The sequence below is a fragment of the Bradyrhizobium sp. SZCCHNRI20481 genome (assembly GCF_032485055.1).
In the GTDB taxonomy this organism is placed as follows: domain Bacteria; phylum Pseudomonadota; class Alphaproteobacteria; order Rhizobiales; family Xanthobacteraceae; genus Bradyrhizobium.
The window spans coordinates 268,556-290,104 of the sequence record NZ_JAUEUE010000004.1 but is presented as its reverse complement, the minus strand read 5'-3'; the positions used below and the strand labels follow the sequence as shown (position 1 = coordinate 290,104).

General features: G+C 64.9%; 18 protein-coding genes, 1 tRNA gene and 1 pseudogene. 9 read left to right on the top strand and 11 right to left on the bottom strand.

The features are described 5' to 3' along the window. Positions 1-35: 35 nt before the first annotated feature. The gene (gene nirK / locus QX132_RS08145) at positions 36-1,130 is read right to left on the bottom strand and encodes a copper-containing nitrite reductase (RefSeq protein ID WP_316160684.1); all 1,095 of its coding nucleotides are present in this window, start codon (positions 1,128-1,130) and stop codon (positions 36-38) included. Positions 1,131-1,474: 344 nt separating this feature from the next. Continuing rightward, positions 1,475-1,684 (bottom strand): hypothetical protein, encoded by a 210-nt coding sequence (locus QX132_RS08140; protein ID WP_315777734.1) that lies wholly within the window; start codon positions 1,682-1,684, stop codon positions 1,475-1,477. Positions 1,685-1,899: 215 nt separating this feature from the next. Here QX132_RS08140 and hemN point away from each other — a divergent pair, with 215 nt between their 5' ends. Both hemN and QX132_RS08130 read left to right on the top strand, forming a co-directional pair. Then, positions 1,900-3,252 carry an oxygen-independent coproporphyrinogen III oxidase gene (gene hemN / locus QX132_RS08135; RefSeq protein WP_315736361.1) on the top strand — a complete coding sequence of 451 codons (1,353 nt, stop codon included), beginning with the start codon at positions 1,900-1,902 and terminating at the stop codon, positions 3,250-3,252. Positions 3,253-3,324: 72 nt separating this feature from the next. After that, positions 3,325-3,528: a DUF1858 domain-containing protein gene (locus QX132_RS08130; protein WP_409997646.1), complete on the top strand. Its 204-nt coding sequence runs from the start codon at positions 3,325-3,327 to the stop codon at positions 3,526-3,528. Here QX132_RS08130 and QX132_RS08125 read toward each other — a convergent pair whose 3' ends face one another. After that, positions 3,529-4,248 carry a Crp/Fnr family transcriptional regulator gene (locus QX132_RS08125; RefSeq protein ID WP_315756082.1) on the bottom strand — a complete coding sequence of 240 codons (720 nt, stop codon included), beginning with the start codon at positions 4,246-4,248 and terminating at the stop codon, positions 3,529-3,531. A gap of 169 nt (positions 4,249-4,417) precedes the next feature. On the opposite strand from QX132_RS08125, the gene QX132_RS08120 reads away from it, so the two are divergent. Further along, a complete protein-coding gene (locus tag QX132_RS08120) occupies positions 4,418-5,629 on the top strand; it encodes an NnrS family protein (RefSeq protein WP_315779272.1) in 1,212 nt (403 codons plus the stop codon). On the opposite strand, the gene QX132_RS08115 is transcribed toward QX132_RS08120, so the two are convergent. Then, positions 5,614-8,961, bottom strand: a complete 3,348-nt coding sequence (locus QX132_RS08115; protein ID WP_316160681.1) for a PAS domain-containing sensor histidine kinase — start codon at positions 8,959-8,961, stop codon at positions 5,614-5,616. The genes QX132_RS08120 and QX132_RS08115 overlap by 16 nt on opposite strands. A gap of 224 nt (positions 8,962-9,185) precedes the next feature. On the opposite strand from QX132_RS08115, the pseudogene QX132_RS08110 reads away from it, so the two are divergent. From QX132_RS08110 to QX132_RS08090, 5 genes and pseudogenes are all read left to right on the top strand, one after another. Further along, positions 9,186-9,461, top strand: a pseudogene (locus tag QX132_RS08110) (phasin family protein); the annotation flags it as partial. Between the two features lie 205 nt (positions 9,462-9,666). Then, positions 9,667-10,101, top strand: coding sequence for a phasin (locus QX132_RS08105; RefSeq protein ID WP_315777729.1), 435 nt, complete (start codon positions 9,667-9,669; stop codon positions 10,099-10,101). 260 nt (positions 10,102-10,361) lie between these two features. Further along, positions 10,362-10,438, top strand: a tRNA-His gene (locus tag QX132_RS08100). 297 nt (positions 10,439-10,735) lie between these two features. Continuing rightward, entirely contained in the window at positions 10,736-11,086 is a 351-nt protein-coding gene (locus QX132_RS08095) for a hypothetical protein (protein ID WP_315736366.1), read from the top strand. Between the two features lie 274 nt (positions 11,087-11,360). Continuing rightward, positions 11,361-12,038 carry a ParA family protein gene (locus tag QX132_RS08090; RefSeq protein ID WP_315736367.1) on the top strand — a complete coding sequence of 226 codons (678 nt, stop codon included), beginning with the start codon at positions 11,361-11,363 and terminating at the stop codon, positions 12,036-12,038. A gap of 111 nt (positions 12,039-12,149) precedes the next feature. Here QX132_RS08090 and QX132_RS08085 read toward each other — a convergent pair whose 3' ends face one another. The 4 genes from QX132_RS08085 to trxB all read right to left on the bottom strand — a co-directional run bounded on the left by QX132_RS08085 (position 12,150) and on the right by trxB (position 15,744). Further along, complete coding sequence (locus QX132_RS08085) at positions 12,150-12,320, bottom strand: hypothetical protein (RefSeq protein WP_315777727.1); 171 nt, start codon at positions 12,318-12,320, stop codon at positions 12,150-12,152. A gap of 160 nt (positions 12,321-12,480) precedes the next feature. Next, positions 12,481-13,404, bottom strand: coding sequence for a 4-hydroxy-tetrahydrodipicolinate synthase (locus QX132_RS08080; protein WP_316160677.1), 924 nt, complete (start codon positions 13,402-13,404; stop codon positions 12,481-12,483). Between the two features lie 443 nt (positions 13,405-13,847). Further along, positions 13,848-14,771 carry a LysR family transcriptional regulator gene (locus tag QX132_RS08075; RefSeq protein ID WP_315717522.1) on the bottom strand — a complete coding sequence of 308 codons (924 nt, stop codon included), beginning with the start codon at positions 14,769-14,771 and terminating at the stop codon, positions 13,848-13,850. A 7-nt stretch (positions 14,772-14,778) separates the two neighbouring features. After that, positions 14,779-15,744, bottom strand: a complete 966-nt coding sequence (gene trxB / locus QX132_RS08070) for a thioredoxin-disulfide reductase (RefSeq protein ID WP_316160675.1) — start codon at positions 15,742-15,744, stop codon at positions 14,779-14,781. Between the two features lie 288 nt (positions 15,745-16,032). On the opposite strand from trxB, the gene QX132_RS08065 reads away from it, so the two are divergent. Next, complete coding sequence (locus QX132_RS08065) at positions 16,033-16,512, top strand: Lrp/AsnC family transcriptional regulator (protein WP_015664493.1); 480 nt, start codon at positions 16,033-16,035, stop codon at positions 16,510-16,512. Positions 16,513-16,595: 83 nt separating this feature from the next. Here the strand turns inward: QX132_RS08065 and QX132_RS08060 are convergent, their stop codons facing one another. The 3 genes from QX132_RS08060 to carB all read right to left on the bottom strand — a co-directional run bounded on the left by QX132_RS08060 (position 16,596) and on the right by carB (position 21,399). Continuing rightward, positions 16,596-16,994, bottom strand: a complete 399-nt coding sequence (locus QX132_RS08060) for a DoxX family protein (protein ID WP_315777725.1) — start codon at positions 16,992-16,994, stop codon at positions 16,596-16,598. A 256-nt stretch (positions 16,995-17,250) separates the two neighbouring features. Further along, positions 17,251-17,727, bottom strand: a complete 477-nt coding sequence (gene greA / locus QX132_RS08055) for a transcription elongation factor GreA (RefSeq protein ID WP_316160673.1) — start codon at positions 17,725-17,727, stop codon at positions 17,251-17,253. Between the two features lie 207 nt (positions 17,728-17,934). Then, positions 17,935-21,399 (bottom strand): carbamoyl-phosphate synthase large subunit, encoded by a 3,465-nt coding sequence (carB, locus tag QX132_RS08050; RefSeq protein WP_316160671.1) that lies wholly within the window; start codon positions 21,397-21,399, stop codon positions 17,935-17,937. Positions 21,400-21,549: the final 150 nt, after the last annotated feature.

Sequence of the window (21,549 nt, the reverse complement as noted above, 5' to 3'; positions counted from 1 at the left end):
AGTGGGGGGCCGGACATGCCGGCCCCCTGGGCCGATCAGTTCGTCGTGCCGGTCGGAATGTCGGCCGGGGCCTTCACCTGCATCATCAGGTCGTCATTCCACTTGCCTTCGACCTTGAAATGGGCCGTTGCGCCGAGATTGGCCGCCTCGATCAGGTTGTGGGTGACGTAGGCGTAGATGCCGGGCTGCAGGAATTTGTAGAGCGCGGCACCGGCGGAGCCGCCGCGGATGAACCAGGTCTCGAGCCCGGTCTCCGGCGCGTTGGAGAACTTGCCGGTCTCCCAGACATAATCGCCGTGGCCGCCGATCAGATGCGGACGACTGTCGCGGTTCGCCTGCGAGTGCACGATCAGCACGTTCTCGCCGACATTGGCCGTGAGCGCATTCTTTCCGGTGAGCGCGCCGGCCTTGCCGTTGAACACCACATGGGTCGGCGTGAGCTTGCGCATGACCTCCTCGGTGTCGCTATAGGCCTCGCCGGGCGAGTCATAGGATTTGAAGTTGCCCTTGTCGTCGCGCGGGACGTAGAGGTCCTGCTCGCCGATGTAGTAGACGCGATCGTAGCGCAACGCGTGTCCGCGGCCGTCATTGAGACCGTCGCGCGGCAGCACCATCACGGCGCCGTTCATGCCCGAGACGACATGCCAGGGGATCATCGGTCCGCCTGGGGCGCAATGATAGACGAACACGCCGGTCCGCGTCGCCTTCCAGCGCAGCACGACCTGCTCGCCGGGATTGACCAGGGTCAGCGCGCCGCCACCCAGCGCTCCGGTAGCGGAGTGGAAATCGATGTTATGCGGCATGCTGTTGGTCGCGGGATTGACGAGGGTCACCTCGACATAGTCACCCTCATGGACCACCATCAGCGGGCCCGGCATCGAGCCGTTGAACGTCATGGCCTGGAAGGTGGTGCCCTTCTCGTCGATCACCATCTTCTTCTCCTGGACCACGAGCTTGAACTCCATGATCTTGGGCCCCTGCTTCGTCGCCTGCTCGTGCGCATGCACGAACGGCGGAGCCACCAGATCGACCTTCTGGCGCGGCAGCTTGAGGTCCTCGGCCATCGCGGGAGCCGCAAGCAACATCGCGGCGATGGCTGCACTGAACATGGCGGTGCGGCGGGTCAACATGGATCGCTCCTTCATTGGATCTGTTGTAGTGCCGCAATCATCATGCTCCCGTTGGAACCCGGCTTGTTTGTGCTGCAACAAGCAACTTCGCATTTGCGGAATGCGGTGGCGGGTTCGGAGCGAAATTGGCGCGGCTGCGCCAGCGCAGCGCGCGAATGAGTTGCATCGGCGAGTAGTTCTTGGGGAGTCCGGACGGGGCGCGGAGCAAAAGGGGGCTGGACTGTCCTCGCGCAACTACGCGCCGAGAAATGATCCATCCGTTTGCCGAGACCGCAGGACAGTCACGAGCACCAGGATGCGAGGTTCAAGGCATTGCACCGATCGACGATGGGCTACCGAACTCGTCAGCTCAGCCAGCGCACCGCCAGCAACGCGGCGAAGGCCCCTGCCGCCGCGAGGCAAAACATCGTGGTCATGAACATGGCGATATTGCCGAGCAGGCCTGTCGGCCCCGACTCGTCGCGGAACGATTCGAATCCGTCGGACTGGGGGATATGGCCGCGGATGCCGGCGAGGAGAGCAAATGAACGGATCAGCAGTTGCAGAGCTTCCATTGCGGTTTTCCTCGAATCGTCAATAAATCAATGATGATGTGAAATGAGCCGGCCACTTTGAGGAAGCGCAAAGTCCGAGGCGATAACCGGCGTTCTACTCGTTATCTAACGGGGCATCTGCCGGCCGCGCCTTGAGAAAGCTCAAGGCCGCCCCTCTTGCCTTATGTCAAGGACCTCCGAACCCCAGGTCGACACGCTCAGGTGACAGGCAGGACATGAGACCAGATCTTGCGGCATGCTACGGACAGGAGCGCCTTCCGCGCTACACCAGCTATCCCACGGCGCCTCATTTCTCCGCCGCGGTCGGCCCGTCCACCTACGCAGAATGGCTGCGCGCGATACCGGCGAGCGCGACGGCATCACTTTACCTGCATGTGCCCTTCTGCCGCTCGATGTGCTGGTATTGCGGCTGCAACACCATGGTCGCCAAGCGCGACGAGCCGATTGCGGTCTACGAATCGGCACTGCGCTGCGAGATCGACATGGTGGCGCGCCAGATTGGCCGGCGGCTGCAGGTCGGGCACATTCATTTCGGCGGCGGCACGCCCACCATCATGGCGCCGGAGTCCTTTGTGGATCTCGTCGGATCGCTGCGTCATTCATTTTTCGTGCTGCCATCGGCGGAGATCGCCATCGAGATAGATCCCCGCACGCTGACGCCGGAGATGATCGCCGCGCTGGGGGTGAGCGGGGTCAATCGCGCCAGCCTGGGCGTGCAGAGCTTCGATCCGCGGGTGCAGCAGGCCATCAACCGGGTACAGAGCTTCGAGCAGACCGCGGCGGCCACGAATGGATTGCGCCAGGCCGGCGTTGCCGGCATCAATTTCGACCTGATCTACGGGCTGCCGCATCAGAGCGTGGCGTCCTGTCTCGACACCGTCCGGCGCGCCATCGACCTGCGCCCCGACCGGCTCTCCGTGTTCGGCTACGCTCATGTGCCATCGTTCAAGACGCACCAACGCAAGATTCAGGACTCGGCGCTGCCGGACAGTCTGGAACGCTACGATCAGGCCTGTGCGATCGCTGATGCGCTGAAGAACGCAGGCTACGTCCAGATCGGGCTCGATCATTTCGCCTTGCCCACCGACCCGATGACCATCGCGTTCCGCGAAGGCCGGCTGCATCGCAATTTCCAGGGCTACACGACCGATGCCAACGATCTGCTGCTCGGGTTCGGCGCCTCGGCGATCGGGCAACTGCCGCAAGGTTATGTCCAGAACGCGCCGCAGGTCCGGGCCTATGAGCAGAAGATCGCGTCCGGCAGCCTCGCGACCGTGAAAGGCTATGGACTGACGGATGACGACCGCCTACGGGCCGACATCATCGAGCGCATCATGTGCGACTACGGCGTGGACCTCGACGTCATCTGCACCCGCCATGGCACGGACACCGACGACATGCTGAGATCGGCGCCGCGGCTGCAATCGCTGATCTCCGACGGTGTGGTCGAGCTCAACGGCGGTGCGCTCGCGGTGACCGAGCATTCCCGGTTCCTGGTGCGCAGCGTCGCTGCGGCGTTCGATGCGCATCTCGACGCGTCGAAGCAGCTGCACAGCCGGGCGGTCTGACCGGCCAGCTGCCGCGGTGCTTGTGCCGCGACAAAGACTGCCAAGGGTATGCCCGCTACCATTCGCGCTGGAATGGAGGCGCGCATGCCAATCTCCTTCGATGAACTGGTCGACGACGTCATGCGGCGAAGGCCGGAGACGATCCGCGTCTTTCTTGCTTTCCAGATGCGTTGCGTCGGTTGCCCGATCGCCTGTTTTCACAACGTCGCGGATGCCTGCCACGAGCATGGCGTCGATCCCGACGCGTTCCTCGCGGCCCTGTGTGCCTGCGCGTGATCAGGTCCGCGACGCGGCCGCGTCACCGGCGTTCTGCTGCGCCAGGAGGACGATCTTGTGCGGCTCGCGCAGCACGATCTTCTGACGTCCGCTTTCGACGAGGCCGAGCTGCTCCCAGCCCGAGAGGATGCGGCTTACCGTATGCAGGGTCGTTCCGGTCATCTGGGCGATATCCTGCCGGCTGATCGGGAAGTCGATCTGAACGCCGTGATCGAGCTTGCGGCCGGCCTGGTTGGCGAGCCGGAGTAGGGCATGCGCGATGCGCTGCTCCACCTGCTGCGTCGACATTTCGATCACGCGCGCATGGGTTTCCTGCAGCCGCTGGCCGACCGTCTGCAGCGTGTTCGCCGCCAGCGACGGGAACTTCGCGACCAGCCGCGGCCATGAGGCGGACGGCCAGGCCAGCACGATGCTGTCGTCGACGGCGGTCGCTGTCGCCGGATAATGTTGGAGACCGATGGCCGGGGCGACGCCGAACGTGTCCCCTGGCACCACATAGCGCACCACGATCTGGTCGCCGGTGGGCGTCGTCTTGCTGGCGCGGACATGACCGTGGAGCAGCAGGAAGAACGAGGTCGCATCGGCGCCCTGCTCGAACACTGCGCCGTTGCGGGGGACGCGAAGGGAGCGGGCTTCCCGCAGCACGTCCGTGAGATCCTCCGCGGACAGCCCCGCAAACAGCGGCAGATGCGCGACCAGCGAACGGTCGATGGAAGCCATGGTGTTCTCCGGGGCCGGCTCGGCTCAATTTTGCGGCGCTCAATAGCACGTTTTTGCGATCCGTCGGAAGTTTGTGCTGGCGCAAGTCATAGTGGGCGACGCGCAACTACATGTTAAGCACAACGCCGCGATCGGTGCGGTTCCCGTCCTTCATCGAGCGAGCATGCACATGGCCATTCCACGCAACTATCAGGGCTGGACCGTTCTCGCCAACGGTTTCAGGCCGTTCTTTCTGCTGGGCGCGCTCCAGGCCGCGCTGGCGATCCTGATCTGGGTCCCGGCTTTCTACGGCGAGCTGAAGCTGAGCTCCGGCTTCGCTCCCCGCGACTGGCATGTGCACGAAATGCTCTACGGCTATTTGCCGGCCGTCGTCACTGGCTTCCTGTTCACGGCGATCCCCAACTGGACCGGACGTCTGCCGATCCGGGGCCTGCCGCTGCTCACCCTCGTGATCGTGTGGACGGCCGGACGACTGGCCGTCACGATGTCCGCGCTGGGCCCCTGGTGGGCCGCGCTGCTGATCGATGCGAGCTTCCTTGTGCTCGTCGTTCTGGCCGCCGCGCGCGAGATCGTCGCCGGGCGCAATTGGCGGAATTTGCCGGTGGTCGCAATCGTCGCGGTGCTGTGCGCCGGCAACATCGCGTTCCATGTCGAGGCTCATCTGCGCGGCTCGGCCGACTACGCCATTCGCGTCGGTGTTGCCGTGATCGTGCTGCTGCTCGCACTGATCGGCGGCCGCATCACGCCGAGCTTCACCCGCAACTGGCTGGTCAAGCACAATCCCGGCCGGCTGCCGGCGCCGTTCGGCCGCTTCGACATCGCCGTCGTGCTGTTCAGTGCGCTGAGCCTGCTCGGCTGGATTCTGGTTCCTGAGAGCGCGCCGACCGCGCTTGCGCTCACGGCGGCCGGATTGTTGCATGTGGTGAGGCTTGCGCGCTGGGCCGGCGATCGCACCTTGCGCGAACGGCTGCTGGTCATCCTGCATGTCGGCTACGTGTTCGTCCCGCTCGGCTTCCTGCTCACGGCGGCCGCTAGCCTCGGATGGATTCTGCCAAGCGCCGGGCTGCACGCCTGGATGGTCGGGGCCGCCGGCATCACGACGCTTGCAGTGATGACGCGGGCCACGCTCGGCCACACCGGCCAGGCGCTGACGGCCGCGCCCGCGACCCAGGTGATCTATCTGGCGATCATCGTCGCAGCGGTCACGCGGGTCTGCGCCGTGTTGGCGCCGGCGCATACCGAGGTGCTGCTACACGTCGCGGCGCTTGCCTGGGTGGTCGCATTCGCCGGCTTCGTTCTGGCGTTCGGTCCGCTGCTGCTCGGTCTCAAGCGGCGTGCGCTGGCCGTACGCCGGGCAGGATCGGTTCAGCCGGTGCTCTGATTGCGCGCCATGGCGCGCGAGAACACCACCTCGATCAGCGTGCCGGATTTCGGCGCGGCCTTGATATGGAACTGCGCCCGGTTGGCTTCGACAAGCGCCTTGGTGAGCGACAGGCTGAGACCGGCGCCATCGGAGCCTTGCTCGGAAGCCGAGGGCGCACGGAACGGTTCGAGCGCCGCAGCCACCTCCTGATCGTTCAGGCCATGACCGGTGTCGCGGACGCGCAGCGCGACCTCGCCGAAATCGGTCTGCGCGGTCGAGACGATGACCTGGCCGCCGGGATTGGCCAGCGAGATCGAGGCCGAGATCACGTTCATCGCGATCTGGCGCAGCGCCCTGGCGTCGGCGATGACCGGCGGCAGCAGTTGCGACAGCGAGGTGCGGATGATGATGCGGGCGCGGTTGGCCTGCGGCTGCATCGCTGCGACGCAGCTCTCCACCAGTTCGTTGAGATTCTGGCTGGTGAAAGCGAGCTCGAGCTTGCCGGTCTCGATGCGCGACAGCTCCAGCAGATCGTCGATCAGGGAGACGACGCGCTCGCCCGAGGCGCGGATGTCCTTCATGTATTCGGCGTAGCGGGTGTTGCCGATCGTGCCGAACCGTTCGCCGATCATCACCTCGGCAAAGCCGATGATCGCGTTCAGCGGCGCGCGTACTTCGTGGCTGATCCGGGCCAGCATGTCGGCCTTGGCGTTGGCGGCCCGATCGGCCACGCGACGAGCCTGCAGCAACTCGCTTTCGCCGCGGTGGAGCTGCGACAGATCGCGGAACACGGCAAAGAAGTTCGGACCGTCGGGCCTGGTCCGGCCAATTGCCATCGACAACGGAATGAGGCCGCCCTGAGCGATCTTCCCGAGCACCTCGCGGCCCTGATCGAACCCGCTCGACGCGCCGGCCTGCTGCACGCTGTCGAGGTAATCGAGCACCAGGCGGGCGCTTTCCGGCGCGAACAGCTCGATCAGGTTACGGCGCACCAGCGCCGCGCCATCGTGACCGAACAGCACCTCGGCGCTGCGGTTGCAGGCGTGGATGTTGCCGCCGGCGTCGAACATCAGGATGCCCTCGGCTGTGACGTCGAGGATCGCCGCAAGGTCTTCGGCTTCGGCGTGGCCGGCGGCCGGAGGCGGGGCCACGACCAGGGGGGCTGGTGCAGCCGAGGCCGGCACCGGCATCGGTGTAGCGTCGGTCGCCGTCGGAACCGCGGCCGCGGTTCCGGGCACCGGAGCGAAGATCAGGGCATGGGCGGTATCGCCGTCCCAGGTGATCGTGAACAGGCGGGCTTCCGCCTTCACCTCCTCGCTGGAGGAGCCGTCGGCGGCCGAGATCGTGACGGGGGTGCCGGCCTCGGATTTGTTCGACGCTGACGACACGCCCGGCTCGACATAGAGCGCATCGAGCCCGCCCGCCTGCTCCAGGGCCGCAAGGTCGGCGTAGCCCATCTGCCTGAAGAAGGCCGGATTGCCATAGAGCAGGCGATCGAGCCGGTAGATCAGCATGCCCGTTGGCAGCAGGTCGAGCAGGATGCGGTCGCGCTGGCTGTCGCCCTGGGCCGGCGGCTCCTCGGGGATGAGCCATTCGGTCTGCAGCCCCGCGCCATGATCGGTCGCCGTCTCCGTCGCCGATGGGGTCTGCTGCTGCGGCGGGACCAACGGATCGCTCACGCGCGATCCCGGCTCGAACGCCGCACTCGCGACGTCCGCGGCTGAGTTGCGGATCTCGCCTTCGAGCCGGGCCGACAGCTGACGCGCGAGTTCATGAAACGCACTGTTCTCCACCGGCGTGAGCACCGGATGCTTGGACTCGCCCGGAGCGCGGAACGGGACCACGTTCCCGGTCGTTTCGAGCCCGATGCCGTCGATGTGGTGTACGTCCGCCGCAATGGAAGCCTCACGCGATGACGCAGTGACGTTCTCCTGCTGCGGCGGCACATCTGCGGCCTGCACATGGTCGGATTGGGCAGGATCGGTTTCGTCGGCGTCCGGAGCATCGGCCGCGTCTGCATCGGCCAATGCGGGGCGACGCAGTGCGGCCAGCCGGTCCAGAGCGTCGAGGTCGCGACAGACGCCGAAGCCGCGATAGCCGGCATGGGTCCTGTCCTCCGTCAGGACAGGCAGTCCCGACAATTCGACCGCAAGCCGCTCGCCGTCCGCGGGCCAACTGACGACGAGCCCGCTCCAGGTCTCTTTCGTTTCGATCGCCGCACCGACCCGCCCGTCTGGATCGAGGCCTAGCGATGCAGTGAGCTCACGCCAGGGACGGCCGAGCTTGGCGGCGCTGTGCCGCCCGATCAGGCGGGTGAATTCGTCGGAGCCGATCGAGAACCGTCCCTCGGCATCCATCTGCCAGGAAAATCGGAGTGGGTGGCGGCGGCCGACTGAAGGCTCCGCCGCGCCGGACTCGGCAGGATGCGTCTCATCCGTCGTTTGCGGCACCGGCACCGGCGCCTCGAACAGGTCGGCCTTGGCCTGATCGTCGATCAGCAGGAACTCGGCCGGCGCTTCGTTCGACAGCGCGGGGGATTCGTAATCGGTTCGGCGTTCAGTCATTGCATCCACCGGAAGAGGAGGCGAAATCACGACCACGGGCCCAGCGGCAATGTGCACGGGGGCTGGTGATGCGGGGGCGGCATCTGCGGTTGGCTCTGATGTCTGCGCCAAGCCTGGCGCCTCCATCCCGTCGGCTAGGGCCGGCATCGGGACGGCCACCAGCCCGACCTGGTTGCCGCTGCCGATGCGGTAGAGCGCTGCGCGCTCGGTGCCGAACGTCACCTCGGCCATGCCGTCGATAAGCGCCGCTCTGCGGATCTCGGCGAAATCCGGCTCGCTCAGGTCGCGCGTGCCAAACAGGCGCTGTCCGGCTGCACTGATGCCGGCGAACTGGCCATCCTGGGTGAATGCGATCAGCGCATGTCCGCTGGCTTCCACGAGCCGCTTCAGGCGTTCCGCCAGCGGGACGCTGCGTCCGCCCCCGTCGGTGCTGGTGATCAGCACCGCGCGCGTGCCATCCGGCAGATCGATCCTGGTGCAGCCGCAGGTCGCGAGCGTGCCGAGCGGCGCGCCGAAGCCACGGAGGCGTTCGAGACGCAAGTTGCCGTTCTCGGGCAGACGCCGTCCCAATTGAGCGACCTGGCGGCGATGCGCGTCGGCGGGGCCGAGCGCCTTCGCGATCAGCGCCGTTGCGCTCGCCGCGCCGAGGGCGCGTGCACCGGCCGCATTGGCCCACAACACACGGCTGCCATCGGCCGACCATAGCCAAGCCGGCAGACTGCCGGCGGCGTGGACAGCCAGCCGGGGGTCGCTGAGGGCCTGCAATTCGAGATCGGCGTAGGTCATGGGCGACGACGGCGAACGGCTCTTGTGATGTTGATCGGCGGCCGGAACTGGTGGCGTTAAGAATTCGTTACTATCGCGCGTTTTGAGGGCCAAGGTCCACGGCGGGGCCGTACCCCTGTCCTGCTAAAGCTTGGATAACCTTAATGTGTTCCTCGTGAGCGCAGCGCACGGAATTGCGGCGAACCCGGGCATGGCTCGTTGCAATCCCCCCGTTGGGGACCACGGCGGAGGCGACGGCCGGTTCGCTCGAACAGCGCAGCGCGACGGTGCGGGCCGGGGCCAAGGACATCGGCGCCAAGGTCTTGTCCTATGCCGAAAGGAACGTTCAATCATCGCTCGACTACGCCCAATCGCTGGTGCACGCCAAGGACCTGCCCGAGGTGCTGCGGCTTCACAGCGAATTTGTTCAGGGCCAGATGCGGTCGCTCACCGAACAGGCAAGCGAAATGGGCCAGGCCATCGGCAAGGCTGCGATCGACACCACCAAGCCCAAGGCCTGAGGGGATGTTCTCCGCTCCCGTAAATTCTGGAAGCGGGCGCGACAAAGAGTTCCTGATAATGGAATTTCCATTGCGTTGCACAAAAACGACACGATATAGCTCTACGCGAGGTTGTTACCTCCCAGGGGCGGTTCCTCTGCGTGATCCGAAGTGACTTCCCGATTGCCGGGACGGTCCAGTCTCAATGTTTCGAAGGATACATGCCATGACCAATGCCACCGATCCGTTCTCCGCGTCCATCATCCCGTTTGAGGTTCCCGAGCAGGTGCGCGCGCTCGCCGAAAAAGGCGTGTCGCAGGCCCGTGAGAACTACGCCAAGTTCAAGGACGCTGCGGAAACGCACAATTCGGCCATCGAGGCCTTCTTCGCCAACGCCAGCAAGGGCGCCGGCGTCTACTCGTCCAAGGTCATGGAATTTACGAAGGCCAATACGACGGCTTCGCTCGACTTCGCCCAGGAGCTGTTCGGCGTGAAGTCGCCGTCGGAGGCGATGGAGCTGTGGACCGGTTTCGCGCGCAGGCAGTTCGAGACCTTCACGTCCCAGGCCAAGGAGCTCGGCGAGCTCGGCCAGAAGGTTGCGGCCGAGACGGTCGAGCCGATCAAGGAAAGCGCCAGCAAGCTGTTCAAGACGGCGGCCTGAGGCCGGCCTGATTCGAGCCAGGTGCGCGATACGGTCGTGCGCCGGTGAGGCTAGCGGAAGATCCAGGACCCGGACGCGTTGCGGCCGGGTTCGATGCTTTCTGGGCTCCCGCTTGAACGGGGGCTCACTCGGGCCGAAACGGCGTCAAAAAACGCCGGCATGGCCGGGGACTTTATCCGTTCTCGGCCTTGCCAAATTGGCCCGTTGCACCTAGTTTCCGGCCCGTTCGGACGCCCCCTCGCGGGCAGTCCATGGCGGATGCAGTTGTAGCTCAGTTGGTTAGAGCGCCTGTCTGTGGAACAGGAGGTCGGTGGTTCGAGCCCACCCAACTGTACCATGGCCAGGACCATCGCTGTGCCGTTCGCTGGCTCACCTCTATACGTGCTCCGCGCCCCATTGATCGTGCGCCGTGACTTGTAGCCCTGTCGCGACCTCTCGCGTACGGCTGTAGACTGGGCGTGTGCGCAGAGCTGTGCGGAAGCCTGAGCCCGGTCTCCGTATTTCGACGGATATATCGCCGGGGCGTGCCCTCGCTTGCGGTTTGCTGCGCCGGATCAGAAGCACGGCGTGGCGCTGTTGCTTGCGAATCCTGTCTCCTTCAATCACACTTTGCGGCAACGAGGGGGAGGGGACGATGAGAGGGATTGATCTCGATCCATGCATCTCTGCCGTACTGATCGTAGTAGCCGCGCTGTTAGTCCCCGTAACCGCACGGGCCTATACCCCCGAGCAGGAGCAGGCGTGCACGGGCGATGCGTTCCGGCTTTGTAGTTCCGACATTCCCGACGTCGATCGTGTCACCGCCTGCATGGTCCGCCGCAAGGCCGAGCTGTCGCCGCCATGCCGCGCCCAATTCGGGCCACCGCAGCGCCAGGCAGCGTCATCTGGCCGCGCGGAACGGCCGATGAGCATTCGTCCTGTCACCAAGCCGGTCACTGCGCGCGCCGGCAAAGCGAAGAAGTGGACGCGACCGGACGCGACTTGAGCGATGCCGATGGCCGCATTTGGCGGCACTCGGAATGACCGAGGTCCCTGGATGCGCACCTCGATGCGCAGCCTCAACATGTAAATGCGATGGGGCATGACCGGATGTTGTCGAACATCGCGGCCGGATCTGCTGTTTTGCCTGCTTTGGTGTGACTCAAAAACCAATCCGTTTCGGCAATCAGGAGTTACGTCTTATTAATCGCTAAATTTTTCTTCCGCGAATCAGTCCGCTGATTCATTTTCGCTGCCGGGGTCAATCTGGAGGCCAAGGTATGAACGTCATTGTTTTCGCATCGCGTAAGGGCGGCTCAGGCAAGAGCACCCTGGCCGCCCATCTCGCTGCGCAGATCAAGTCGAGCAAGTCTAGTCTGCTCATCGATGCGGACCCTCAGGGGTCGCTGACGCTTTGGCACAAGCTGCGCGGCACCAACGAGCCGCCGATCAAGACGGCCGTGAACTCGGTGAGCGCGATCGTGTCCGCCGCCCGCCGTGACGGCGTCGAGTGGGTGCTGATCGATACGCCGCCGACCATCTCGGCCGTCGTCGAGGATGCGATCAAGAACGCGACCATGGTGATCATCCCGGCCCGCCCCGGCGTGTTCGACGTCAACGCGGTGCAGGAGACGATCCAGACCTGCCGCGCCGCGCGCAAGCCCTACGCGGTCGTTCTCAATGGCGCACCGGCGCGCCGCGACGATGCCGAAAGCCCGATCGTGACCATCGCCCGGGAGGCGCTGGCGAAGTTCAAGGCGCCGGTGTGGGGCGGCCAGATCACCAACCGCGCCGATCTGCTGATGGCGCTGGGCCAGGGCGAAGGCGTGCGTGAATATTATGCGGAAGGGCGCGCCGCAGCCGAGATCGCGCGCCTCTGGGCTGCGATTGAGCGCTCGGTCCGGGCGATTCGCGGGACCGTGTCGGCTAACGGCGCCATGCACAAGCAGGCGGCCTGATCGCGGCATCAGATGAGGCATCGACGCGCGGTCTTCCGCGCGTTTTTTGCGTCGGGTCACACGATCTCGCGTGAGTGCCGATTTCGCGCCGCGCGAGAGGGCGCGGCGAGGTCAGGCGACCATCAGGAAATAGAAGGCGATAGCCGGCGTCAGGGTCAGGATCACGGACCAGATCCCGACCGCCCAGAGAATGTCTTCGACGCTGAATCCCTGATGCTCAGGGTATGGATGATCCTGCAAAGCCACGACGCCCCCGCGCTCTTTGACGTTTTCAACATCCATAGCGGAACATCTTTAAACACGAGGTTGCGGACTGCGCCGCTTTTGATCGCGTTTGTTAGCTCGGATTAACCACGGAGGTGTCGGCCTCCGTGGTCTCCGATGTGGCCCGCGGCCGCGCTGCGGCTTCGTCTCTCGGTCCGACGATTGTTTCGGGGAGCGCTCAGGCGACGCAGCTCTGCGTCCTTGTCGTCGTGCGGCGCTCGATCTCCTGGTCGAGGCGTACGGCAAGGCTGGCACCGATCTCCACCATCGGTAGTCGCACGTCGGGGCTCGCGATGATGCCGGTCCGCGCCAGCCAGTACTTGGCCGGGGCCGGGCTCGGCTCCGTGAACAGCAGCCGCGTGAGATCCTCGACCTGCGCCCAGCACGCTGCTGCCGCGTCGTGACGGCCGGCCTTCACGTGCTGCAGGATTGCGGCAAACGTCTCGGTCTCCAGATGCGCCGAGAGCAGGATGGCGCCGTCGGCACCGGCCTGCAGCGCATCGAAGCTCTGGGCGTCCTCGCCGGTGAGGATGCGAAATCCGGGCGGTCGGCGTGCGATCAAGTCGCGCGTCTGCATGCGATTGGCGCAGCAATCCTTGAGGCCTGCGACGGCCGGATGTTGTGCGAGCCGCAGCAGCGTCTCGTTGTCGAGGCCGACCGCCGAGCGATAGGGAATGTTGTAGAGCACGATCGGATGGGTGGTGCGGTCAGCCAATGCGGTGAAATGCGCCAGCAGGCCGCGCTGCGACGGGCGCACGTAAGGCGGACTCGAGATCAGATAGAAGTCGATCGGCCATTCCGCGGTTCGGTCGAGCGATTCGCTCACCTCGGCCGTCGCCACGCCGCCGACACCGAGACAGATCGGCAGCGACCGGCCGGTGGCGTCGAGCTCGTCCCGGACCACGCTGATCAGGCGGGCGCGCTCGTCCCAAGACAGCGCCAGTCCTTCGCCTGACGTGGCACCGAGCACCAGTCCATCGATCGGCTTGGCGGCGTAGTGCCGAACCAGATTGCGTAAGGATGGCTCGTCGAGCGCGCCATCGCGGAACGGCGTGATCAGGGGCAGCCAGAGGCCCTGCAGTCGGGTCGTAATGTTGGTCATGGTCCATCTCCTTGGGTGGCAGGAGCCGGAGACGGGACACGCAAAAAAGCCCCGTCCTCGCGGCGGGGCTGGTGATGCGGCGGTGAATTCGAGAGATTCTAGCGCGCGCGTCCACGTGTCCCCGGGAGGGGAGCTTTTTTCGACGACAGCTTGGCGTGCGAAGACGTGAACATGCGATCTAGATGCGCGGTGCAGGCGATGCTGTCAACGCCGCATCGGGCACGACACGGAAACATTCGGCAAAAAAATAGCCGGGCCCAAATGAGCCCGGCTGGAGGTACTGGCCAACGAGGCCGACACAATCACCTTCCAAGAGGGATTTCTGAACGCTCGCGCCACTGGAGGAGGGGGACAATGCGCAACGCCAACGCTCAGCACAACTTTAGTATGGGCTCAATGGCGTCGCAGCAACCATGCAAGCCGCATGTCAGACATGCACAATCTCACGCCGGCCAGCGCTGCGCTTTGCTCACGACGAAGTCACGGAACACTTGAACGCGTGCGACCGTTTTCAATTCCTCGGGATACACGAAGTAGGTGTCGAGCTGGATCGAATCCGACTCTCCGAACAATTGCACGAGACGGCTGTTTTCCTCGACGAGGTAGTCCGGCAGCGCGGCGATGCCGAGGCCTTGCTGGCAGGCGCGGACCAGGCCGAGGATGTTGTTGACCCTGAAATAGGCCTCGCGCGGACCGGACCCGTTGCGGCCGGCATCGACCAGCCAGCTGCGGTTCTGGAGATGCGGGGCGACTTGGCCGTCGGCCAGCATGATGATGCGATGATCATCGAGCTCGTCGAGTGTGCGCGGTGTGCCGAAGCGCTTGACATATTCCGGCGAGCAATAGGCGTGGAAGCTGATCGCGAACAGCTTGCGCTGGATCAGATCGGGCTGTGTCGGCTTGCGGGTGCGGATCGCCACGTCGGCCTCGCGCATCGACAGATCGAGCTCCTCGTCGGTGACGATCAGCGAGATCCGGATCTCCGGATAGAGCGCGGTGAATTCGCCGAGTCGCGGGATCAGCCAGTTGATGCCGACGCCCGGCGTGGTCGTGATCTTCAGGTCGCCGCTCGGGCGCTCCCGGCTGTCGGTCAGCTTGGCCCGCGCCGCCTGCAGCTGCATGAAGACGTCATGCGCGGTTCGGAACAGCAGGTCGCCTTGCTCCGTCAGGATCAGTCCGCGGGCGTGGCGGTGGAACAGCGAGACTGCGAGCTCCTGCTCGAGCGCGCTGACCTGGCGCGACACCGCCGATTGCGACAGCCCGAGCTGCTCCCCGGCATGCGTGAAGCTGCCTGCTTCCGCCGCTGCGTGAAACACCTTCAGCTTGTCCCAATCCATATCCGTAAATCCATCCCGTGATCGTGGCATCGTCAGTTCATTCCGCCGCGGCGCGTTCGCTCGCGGCGTGGGCGAGGAAGCGTTCGGCCTCCAGGGCGGCCATGCAGCCCATGCCGGCTGCGGTGATCGCCTGCCGATAGGTTTCATCGGCAACGTCGCCGGCTGCAAACACGCCGGGAACGGAGGTCGCGGTCGAGCCCGGCACCACCTCGACATAACCGGACGGTTTCAGTTTCAGTTGCCCCGCAACCAGCTCGGTTGCCGGCGCGTGGCCGATCGCGACGAAGACGCCGTCGGCGGGCAGCTCGGTGAGCGCGCCGGTCTTGACGTTCTTGAGTCGGACATGCGTGACCTTGGATGGCGAGCTGGCGCCGCAGATCTCATCGAGGGCGCTGTCCCAGACGACCTTGATCTTGGGATGCTTGAACAGCCGCTCCTGCAGGATGCGCTCGGCGCGGAAATGGTCGCGCCGGTGCACGACGGTGACGGTCGAGGCGAAATTGGTCAGGAACAGCGCTTCCTCGACCGCGGTGTTGCCGCCGCCGACGACGATGACTTCCTTGCCGCGATAGAAGAAGCCGTCACAGGTCGCGCAGGCCGAGACACCGAAGCCCTTGAAGGTCTCCTCCGACGGCAGCCCGAGCCAGCGCGCCTGGGCGCCGGTCGCCAGGATGACGGTCTCGGCGAGGTAGACGTCACCGGAGTCGCAGGTCAGGCGGAACGGACGCTGTCCCAACTCCAGCTTGGTCACGAGGTCTGTCTTGATCTGGGCCCCGACATGCGTCGCCTGCTTCTCCATCTGCTCCATCAGCCAGGGACCCTGGATGACGTCGGCAAATCCCGGATAGTTTTCCACGTCGGTGGTGATGGTGAGCTGGCCGCCGGGCTGGATGCCCTGGATCAGCACCGGCTCCAGCATAGCTCGTGCCGCGTAGATCGCCGCCGTATAGCCGGCAGGGCCGGAACCGATGATGACGACTTTGGCATGGATCGGAGCTTGCATGTGGCCGAAGACTCGCTGGAAAAGGGAGGATTGACGACGCAGCGAGCGGAATGCGCGGAAGAAACGCTCCGAAGCCCCATCGAAAATGTCAAATCCAAGTCTAAGCCATCTGGCAAGCTATGCAAGAATTGCAACGCATCTCGGCGAATTTTCCCTTCACGACCCGGTCAACAGGGGAAATCTAAAGTAATAAAATTGCGCGAATTGACCGGCTTGCGCTAAGAGAGTTGCCCATCGTCTCCCCGGCGCCCTGCGCCTCCTCCTGTTCCGCCAGAGCCCACAATCCCCGTGTCCAAGAATCTTGATGAGATCGATCTCAAAATCCTGAGCGAAATTCAGGCCGACGGCAGGATCACCAATGTCGAGCTTGCCAAGCGGGTCGGCATCTCGCCGCCGCCTTGCTTGCGCCGCGTGCGGACGCTGGAGGAGGAGGGCTACATCACCGGCTACCGGGGCCTGCTCGACCCGCGCAAGCTCGGCTTCGACGTGACCGTGTTCGCCTCGGTCCACCTGTCGAGCCAGGCGGACGCCGACCTGAAGGCGTTCGAAGAGTTCGTGCGGTCCGAGCCGCTGGTGCGGGAATGCTGGATGCTGTCCGGCGAGGTGGACTTCATCCTGAAATGCGTAGCGCCGGACATGGCGACCTTCCAGGAGTTCGTCACGCACCTCACGGCGGCACCTCACGTCCGCAACGTGCGGACGTCCCTGGTGCTGCACAACTCGAAATACGAGGCGGCGGTGCCGCTCGAGGTCAAGGGGCGCAGCTAGGCCCGGCTGTCCTTCCGGGCCAGCCTCGCCAAGGCTGAACCCGGAAGCTCGGAGGTCGCGAAGCGAACAGGACGCGAGAGAGTTCAGTTCTTTTTGCGCAGCAGCGCGTCCAGACTGATCGAACCCCCGCCCGAGGTCGTCAGATAGAGGCAGGCAAAGCAGAGCGCGATCGCCAGCGAGCCGTTGTTGACGACCGGGAAGAAACCTCTCGGGAAGTGGCCAATGAAATAGGCGAAGGCCATCTCGCCGGACAGGATAAAGGCGACCGGGCGCGTGAACAGCCCAAGGATCAGCAATCCGCCGAGCACCAGTTCGAGCGAGCCGGCCGCACCGTACAGCGACAGCAGCTCAACTTTGGCAAACATGTCCACGGCCGGAAACTTGAAGATCTTCGCCACGCCATATTGAAACAACAACAGGCCCGTGACGAAGCGAAACAGGCTGAGCACAGCCGGTTGCCATTTCGAGAACATCTGCTCCATGTCGATCATCCCCCAATCAAAGCCATCATGATGCGACGGACCGGACCCATCCTCCCGGCACGGCTCGTCGGTTCTGCACTAGCTCATTCCTGAAAGCCCGTCACCGGCGTGTGGCCTGCAGTCCGATGAATTGACCGTGTGCTGCCGAATGCCATTGTGCCGCAGTGCGGCCGGCCAAACGACGAAGGGCCGCGCCTTCGCGCAGCCCTTGGTTTCGTCCGAACGGTCACAGGCACCGCTCCGATGCCTCGGGTCCTCAGCGCCACTCGACCTTGGCGATCTCGTAGGACTTGGCGCCGCCGGGCGCCATGACCTCGACGGTGGTGCCCATCTTCTTGCCGATCAGCGCGCGCGCCAGCGGCGAGGTGATCGAGATCTTGCCCTTCTTGGCATCCGCCTCGACCTCGCCGACGATCTGCCAGACCGCCTTCTTCTCGGTGTCCTCGTCGATCAGGGTCACCGTCGCGCCGAACTTGATCGTGTCGCCGGAGAGCTTGGTCACATCGATGATGTCGGCGCGCGCGAGCTTGTCCTCGAGCTCGGCGATGCGGCCCTCGTTGTGAGACTGCTCTTCCTTGGCGGCGTGATATTCCGCGTTCTCGGACAGGTCGCCATGCGAACGCGCTTCCGCGATATGTTCGATGATGCGCGGACGGTCCACCGATTGGCGCTGCTTGAGCTCGTTCTCCAGCGCGGCATAGCCCAACGACGTCATCGGAACCTTCTCGACCATATCTTCTCGTCCTTCAGTCGTGCGGGCGGGGGCGCGCACGATCAGCAGCTTCAGAATAGGCCTTTGCGGCTCAAAGCAAAGCCTGAAGGCCCGGCAAGACCGTCCCGTCAAAGGCCGGTACAACATCGAACGGGGCGGCGGGTTCCTGAAAGCTTCTATTGCCGATTGTTGCCAACCGCTTAGCGGGCGTTCGCCCGCGCGCTGCGATTAGTTTTCGGAAAAGTAACTCTGCAGGGTGCGGACCTCAAGGTCTCCCCCGAGATAGGCACGGATGCCTTGCGCGGCCGCCACGGCACCCGAAAGAGTGGTGTAATACGGCACTTTATGCAAGAGGGCAGCGCGCCGCAGCGAACGGCTGTCGGCCAGCGCCTGCGGGCCTTCGGTGGTGTTGAAGACCAGCTGGATGTCACCGTTGGTGATGGCGTCCACGATGTGCGGCCGTCCCTCCAGCACCTTGTTGATCTTCTCGGTCGGCACGCCCTGGTCGGTCAGGAAGCGCTGGGTCCCGGACGTCGCCACCACCTTGAAGCCGAGCTCGTACAGCATCCGCACCACCTCGGTGATGCGCGCCTTGTCGCTTTCACGTACTGACACGAACACCGTGCCTTTGCGCGGCACGCGTGTGCCGCCGCCGAGCTGGCTCTTGGCGAACGCCACGGCGAACGAGCGGTCGATGCCCATCACCTCGCCGGTCGAGCGCATCTCCGGGCCGAGCACCGTGTCGACGCCCGGGAAACGGGCGAACGGGAAGACCGATTCCTTGACGCCGACATGCTTGAGCGCGCGCTTCTTCAGGCCGAAATCGGCGAGCTTCTCGCCGGCCATGATTCGGGCGGCGATCTTGGCGACCGGCGTGCCGACCACCTTGGCGACGAAGGGCACCGTGCGCGAGGCACGCGGATTGACCTCGAGCACGTAGATCGTGCCGTCCTTGATCGCATATTGCACGTTCATCAGGCCGACGACGTCGAGCCCGAGCGCCAGCTCGCGGGTCTGCCGCTCCAGCTCGGCGATGGTCGCCTCGTCGAGCGAATGCGGCGGCAGCGAGCAGGCCGAATCGCCGGAGTGGATGCCGGCCTCCTCGATGTGCTCCATGATGCCGACGATGAAGGTGTCCTTGCCGTCGGAAAGGCAGTCCACGTCGATCTCGGTCGCGTCCGACAGATAGCGATCGAACAGCAGCGGGTTCTTGCCCAGCACCGTGTTGATCTGGCCGGTCTTGTCGTTCGGGTAGCGCGCCTTGACGTCGGCCGGCACCAGCTCGGGCAGGGTGCCGAGCAGGTAGTCGCTGAGCTGGTTGTCCTCGCGAATGATCTGCATCGCGCGGCCGCCGAGCACGTAGGACGGGCGCACCACCAGCGGCAGCCCGAGATCGGCAGCCACCAGGCGGGCCTGCTCGACCGAATAGGCGATGCCGTTCTTCGGCTGCTTCAGATGCAGCTTGTCGAGGACGCGCTTGAAGCGGTCGCGGTCCTCGGCGAGGTCGATGGCCTCCGGCGAGGTGCCGAGGATCGGCACGTCGGCCGCCTCCAGCGCACGCGCCAGCTTCAGCGGCGTCTGGCCGCCGAACTGCACGATGACGCCATGCACCGTGCCGTTCTTGCGCTCGGTCGCGATGATCTCCAGCACGTCCTCGGAGGTCAGCGGCTCGAAATAGAGCCTGTCGGCGGTGTCGTAGTCGGTCGAGACCGTCTCCGGATTGCAGTTGACCATGATGGTCTCAAAGCCGGCGTCGGACAGCGCGAAACAGGCGTGGCAGCAGCAATAGTCGAACTCGATGCCCTGGCCGATCCGGTTCGGACCGCCGCCGAGAATGATCACCTTCTTCTTGTCGGACGGCGCGCTCTCGTCGGCGAGTTGGCCTGCGAACAGCGTTTCGTAGCTCGAATACATGTAGGCGGTGGGCGAAGCGAACTCCGCCGCGCAGGTATCGATGCGCTTGAACGCCGGACGGACGCCCAGCGCCTGCCGCTTGGCCGCGACGTCGGCTTCGGTGGTGTTGGTCAGCACCGCGAGCCGTGCATCCGAGAAGCCCATCGCCTTCAGCGTGCGCATGCCGCTCGCGTTCGGCGGCAGGCCGTGCCGGCGGACCTTGTCCTCCATCTCGACGATGCCGCGCATCTGCGCCAGGAACCACGGGTCGATCTTGCAGGAGTTGAAGATGTCCTCGTTCGACCAGCCCAGCCGCATCGCCTGCGCGACCTGCAGGAGACGGTTCGGCGTGGGCGTGCCGAGCGCAGCCCGGATCGCGTTCTTGTCGTCGCCGCGCCCGAGACCTTCGATCTCGATCTCGTCGAGGCCGGTGAGACCGGTCTCGAGACCGCGCAGCGCCTTCTGCAGGCTCTCCTGGAAGGTGCGCCCGATCGCCATGACCTCGCCGACAGATTTCATCGAGGTCGTCAGCGTGGTCGAAGCCCCCGGGAATTTCTCGAATGCAAAGCGCGGGATCTTGGTGACGACGTAGTCGATGGTTGGCTCGAACGAGGCCGGGGTCGCGCCGCCGGTGATGTCGTTGGCGATCTCGTCCAGCGTGTAGCCGACCGCGAGCTTGGCCGCGACCTTGGCGATCGGGAAGCCGGTCGCCTTGGAGGCCAGCGCCGAGGAGCGCGACACGCGCGGATTCATCTCGATCACGACCATGCGGCCGTCGGCCGGGTTGACGCCGAACTGCACGTTGGAGCCGCCGGTCTCGACGCCGATCTCGCGCAGCACCGCCAGCGAGGCGTCGCGCATGATCTGGTATTCCTTGTCGGTCAGCGTCAGCGCCGGCGCGACGGTGATCGAGTCGCCGGTGTGCACGCCCATCGGATCGAGGTTCTCGATCGAGCAGACGATGATGCAGTTGTCCTTCTTGTCGCGGACCACCTCCATCTCGTACTCCTTCCACCCGAGCACCGATTCCTCGATCAGCACTTCGTTGGTGGGGGAGGCGTCGAGACCGCGCTCGATGATGTCGAGATATTCTTCCTTGTTGTAGGCGATGCCGCCACCGGTGCCGCCCATCGTGAAGGAGGGACGGATGATCGCGGGCAGGCCGATCTCGGACAGCGCCATCAGCGCCTGGCCGAGCGCATGCTCCTGGTAGCGCTTGCGGCGCTCGTTCTCGCCGAGCGTCCATTGCCGGTCGAGCTCGTCGCGCGCGGCGCCCGTCAGCGTCTCGCGCTCGGCCAAGTATTTGTCGCGATACTGCTTCTTCAGCGCCGACGCATTGGCGAGCCGCGACTTCGGCGTCTGCAGCCCGATCTTCTCCATCGCGTTGCGGAACAGCTGGCGGTCCTCGGCCTTGTCGATCGCATCAGCCGTGGCGCCGATCATCTCGACGTCGAACTTCTCCAGTGTCCCCTGCCGGCGCAACGACAGCGCGCAGTTCAGCGCGGTCTGCCCGCCCATGGTCGGCAGCAGTGCGAAGCCGCCGGGGATGACGTGGCGTTCCTTCTCGATGATCTTGGCGACGATCTCGGGCGTGATCGGCTCGATATAGGTCGCATCGGCCAGCTCCGGATCGGTCATGATCGTGGCCGGATTGGAGTTGACGAGGACGACGCGATAGCCCTCCTCCTTCAGCGCCTTCACCGCCTGCGTACCGGAATAGTCGAATTCGCAGGCCTGGCCGATCACGATCGGACCGGCGCCAATGATCAGGATGGTCGAGATGTCGGTTCGTTTCGGCATTCAAGCTCACGGGCAAGGAACGGGCAGGAATTGGGCACAAAAAAAGGGCGCGCGTATCGCGCGTCCCCGTAAGGCCCAGGCGCGACCAGTGCTCGCGCGCGAGCGGTCTTTAGACCAGTTTCCTCTGAGCGAAAAGGGTTTTGGGCCGAA

What these genes read in the sequence shown, in the direction of transcription:
- QX132_RS08075 (WP_315717522.1), bottom strand. Translation starts at nt 14,771, where the DNA reads ATGCCACGATCACGGGATGGATTTACGGATATGGATTGGGACAAGCTG.
- greA (WP_316160673.1), bottom strand. Translation starts at nt 17,727, where the DNA reads ATGGTCGAGAAGGTTCCGATGACGTCGTTGGGCTATGCCGCGCTGGAG.
- QX132_RS08140 (WP_315777734.1), bottom strand. Translation starts at nt 1,684, where the DNA reads ATGGAAGCTCTGCAACTGCTGATCCGTTCATTTGCTCTCCTCGCCGGC.
- QX132_RS08085 (WP_315777727.1), bottom strand. Translation starts at nt 12,320, where the DNA reads ATGGATGTTGAAAACGTCAAAGAGCGCGGGGGCGTCGTGGCTTTGCAG.
- QX132_RS08090 (WP_315736367.1), top strand. Translation starts at nt 11,361, where the DNA reads ATGAACGTCATTGTTTTCGCATCGCGTAAGGGCGGCTCAGGCAAGAGC.
- QX132_RS08120 (WP_315779272.1), top strand. Translation starts at nt 4,418, where the DNA reads ATGGCCATTCCACGCAACTATCAGGGCTGGACCGTTCTCGCCAACGGT.
- trxB (WP_316160675.1), bottom strand. Translation starts at nt 15,744, where the DNA reads ATGCAAGCTCCGATCCATGCCAAAGTCGTCATCATCGGTTCCGGCCCT.
- QX132_RS08125 (WP_315756082.1), bottom strand. Translation starts at nt 4,248, where the DNA reads ATGGCTTCCATCGACCGTTCGCTGGTCGCGCATCTGCCGCTGTTTGCG.
- QX132_RS08115 (WP_316160681.1), bottom strand. Translation starts at nt 8,961, where the DNA reads ATGACCTACGCCGATCTCGAATTGCAGGCCCTCAGCGACCCCCGGCTG.
- QX132_RS08095 (WP_315736366.1), top strand. Translation starts at nt 10,736, where the DNA reads ATGAGAGGGATTGATCTCGATCCATGCATCTCTGCCGTACTGATCGTA.
- QX132_RS08080 (WP_316160677.1), bottom strand. Translation starts at nt 13,404, where the DNA reads ATGACCAACATTACGACCCGACTGCAGGGCCTCTGGCTGCCCCTGATC.
- hemN (WP_315736361.1), top strand. Translation starts at nt 1,900, where the DNA reads ATGAGACCAGATCTTGCGGCATGCTACGGACAGGAGCGCCTTCCGCGC.
- QX132_RS08060 (WP_315777725.1), bottom strand. Translation starts at nt 16,994, where the DNA reads ATGGAGCAGATGTTCTCGAAATGGCAACCGGCTGTGCTCAGCCTGTTT.
- nirK (WP_316160684.1), bottom strand. Translation starts at nt 1,130, where the DNA reads ATGTTGACCCGCCGCACCGCCATGTTCAGTGCAGCCATCGCCGCGATG.
- QX132_RS08130 (WP_409997646.1), top strand. Translation starts at nt 3,325, where the DNA reads ATGGAGGCGCGCATGCCAATCTCCTTCGATGAACTGGTCGACGACGTC.
- carB (WP_316160671.1), bottom strand. Translation starts at nt 21,399, where the DNA reads ATGCCGAAACGAACCGACATCTCGACCATCCTGATCATTGGCGCCGGT.
- QX132_RS08105 (WP_315777729.1), top strand. Translation starts at nt 9,667, where the DNA reads ATGACCAATGCCACCGATCCGTTCTCCGCGTCCATCATCCCGTTTGAG.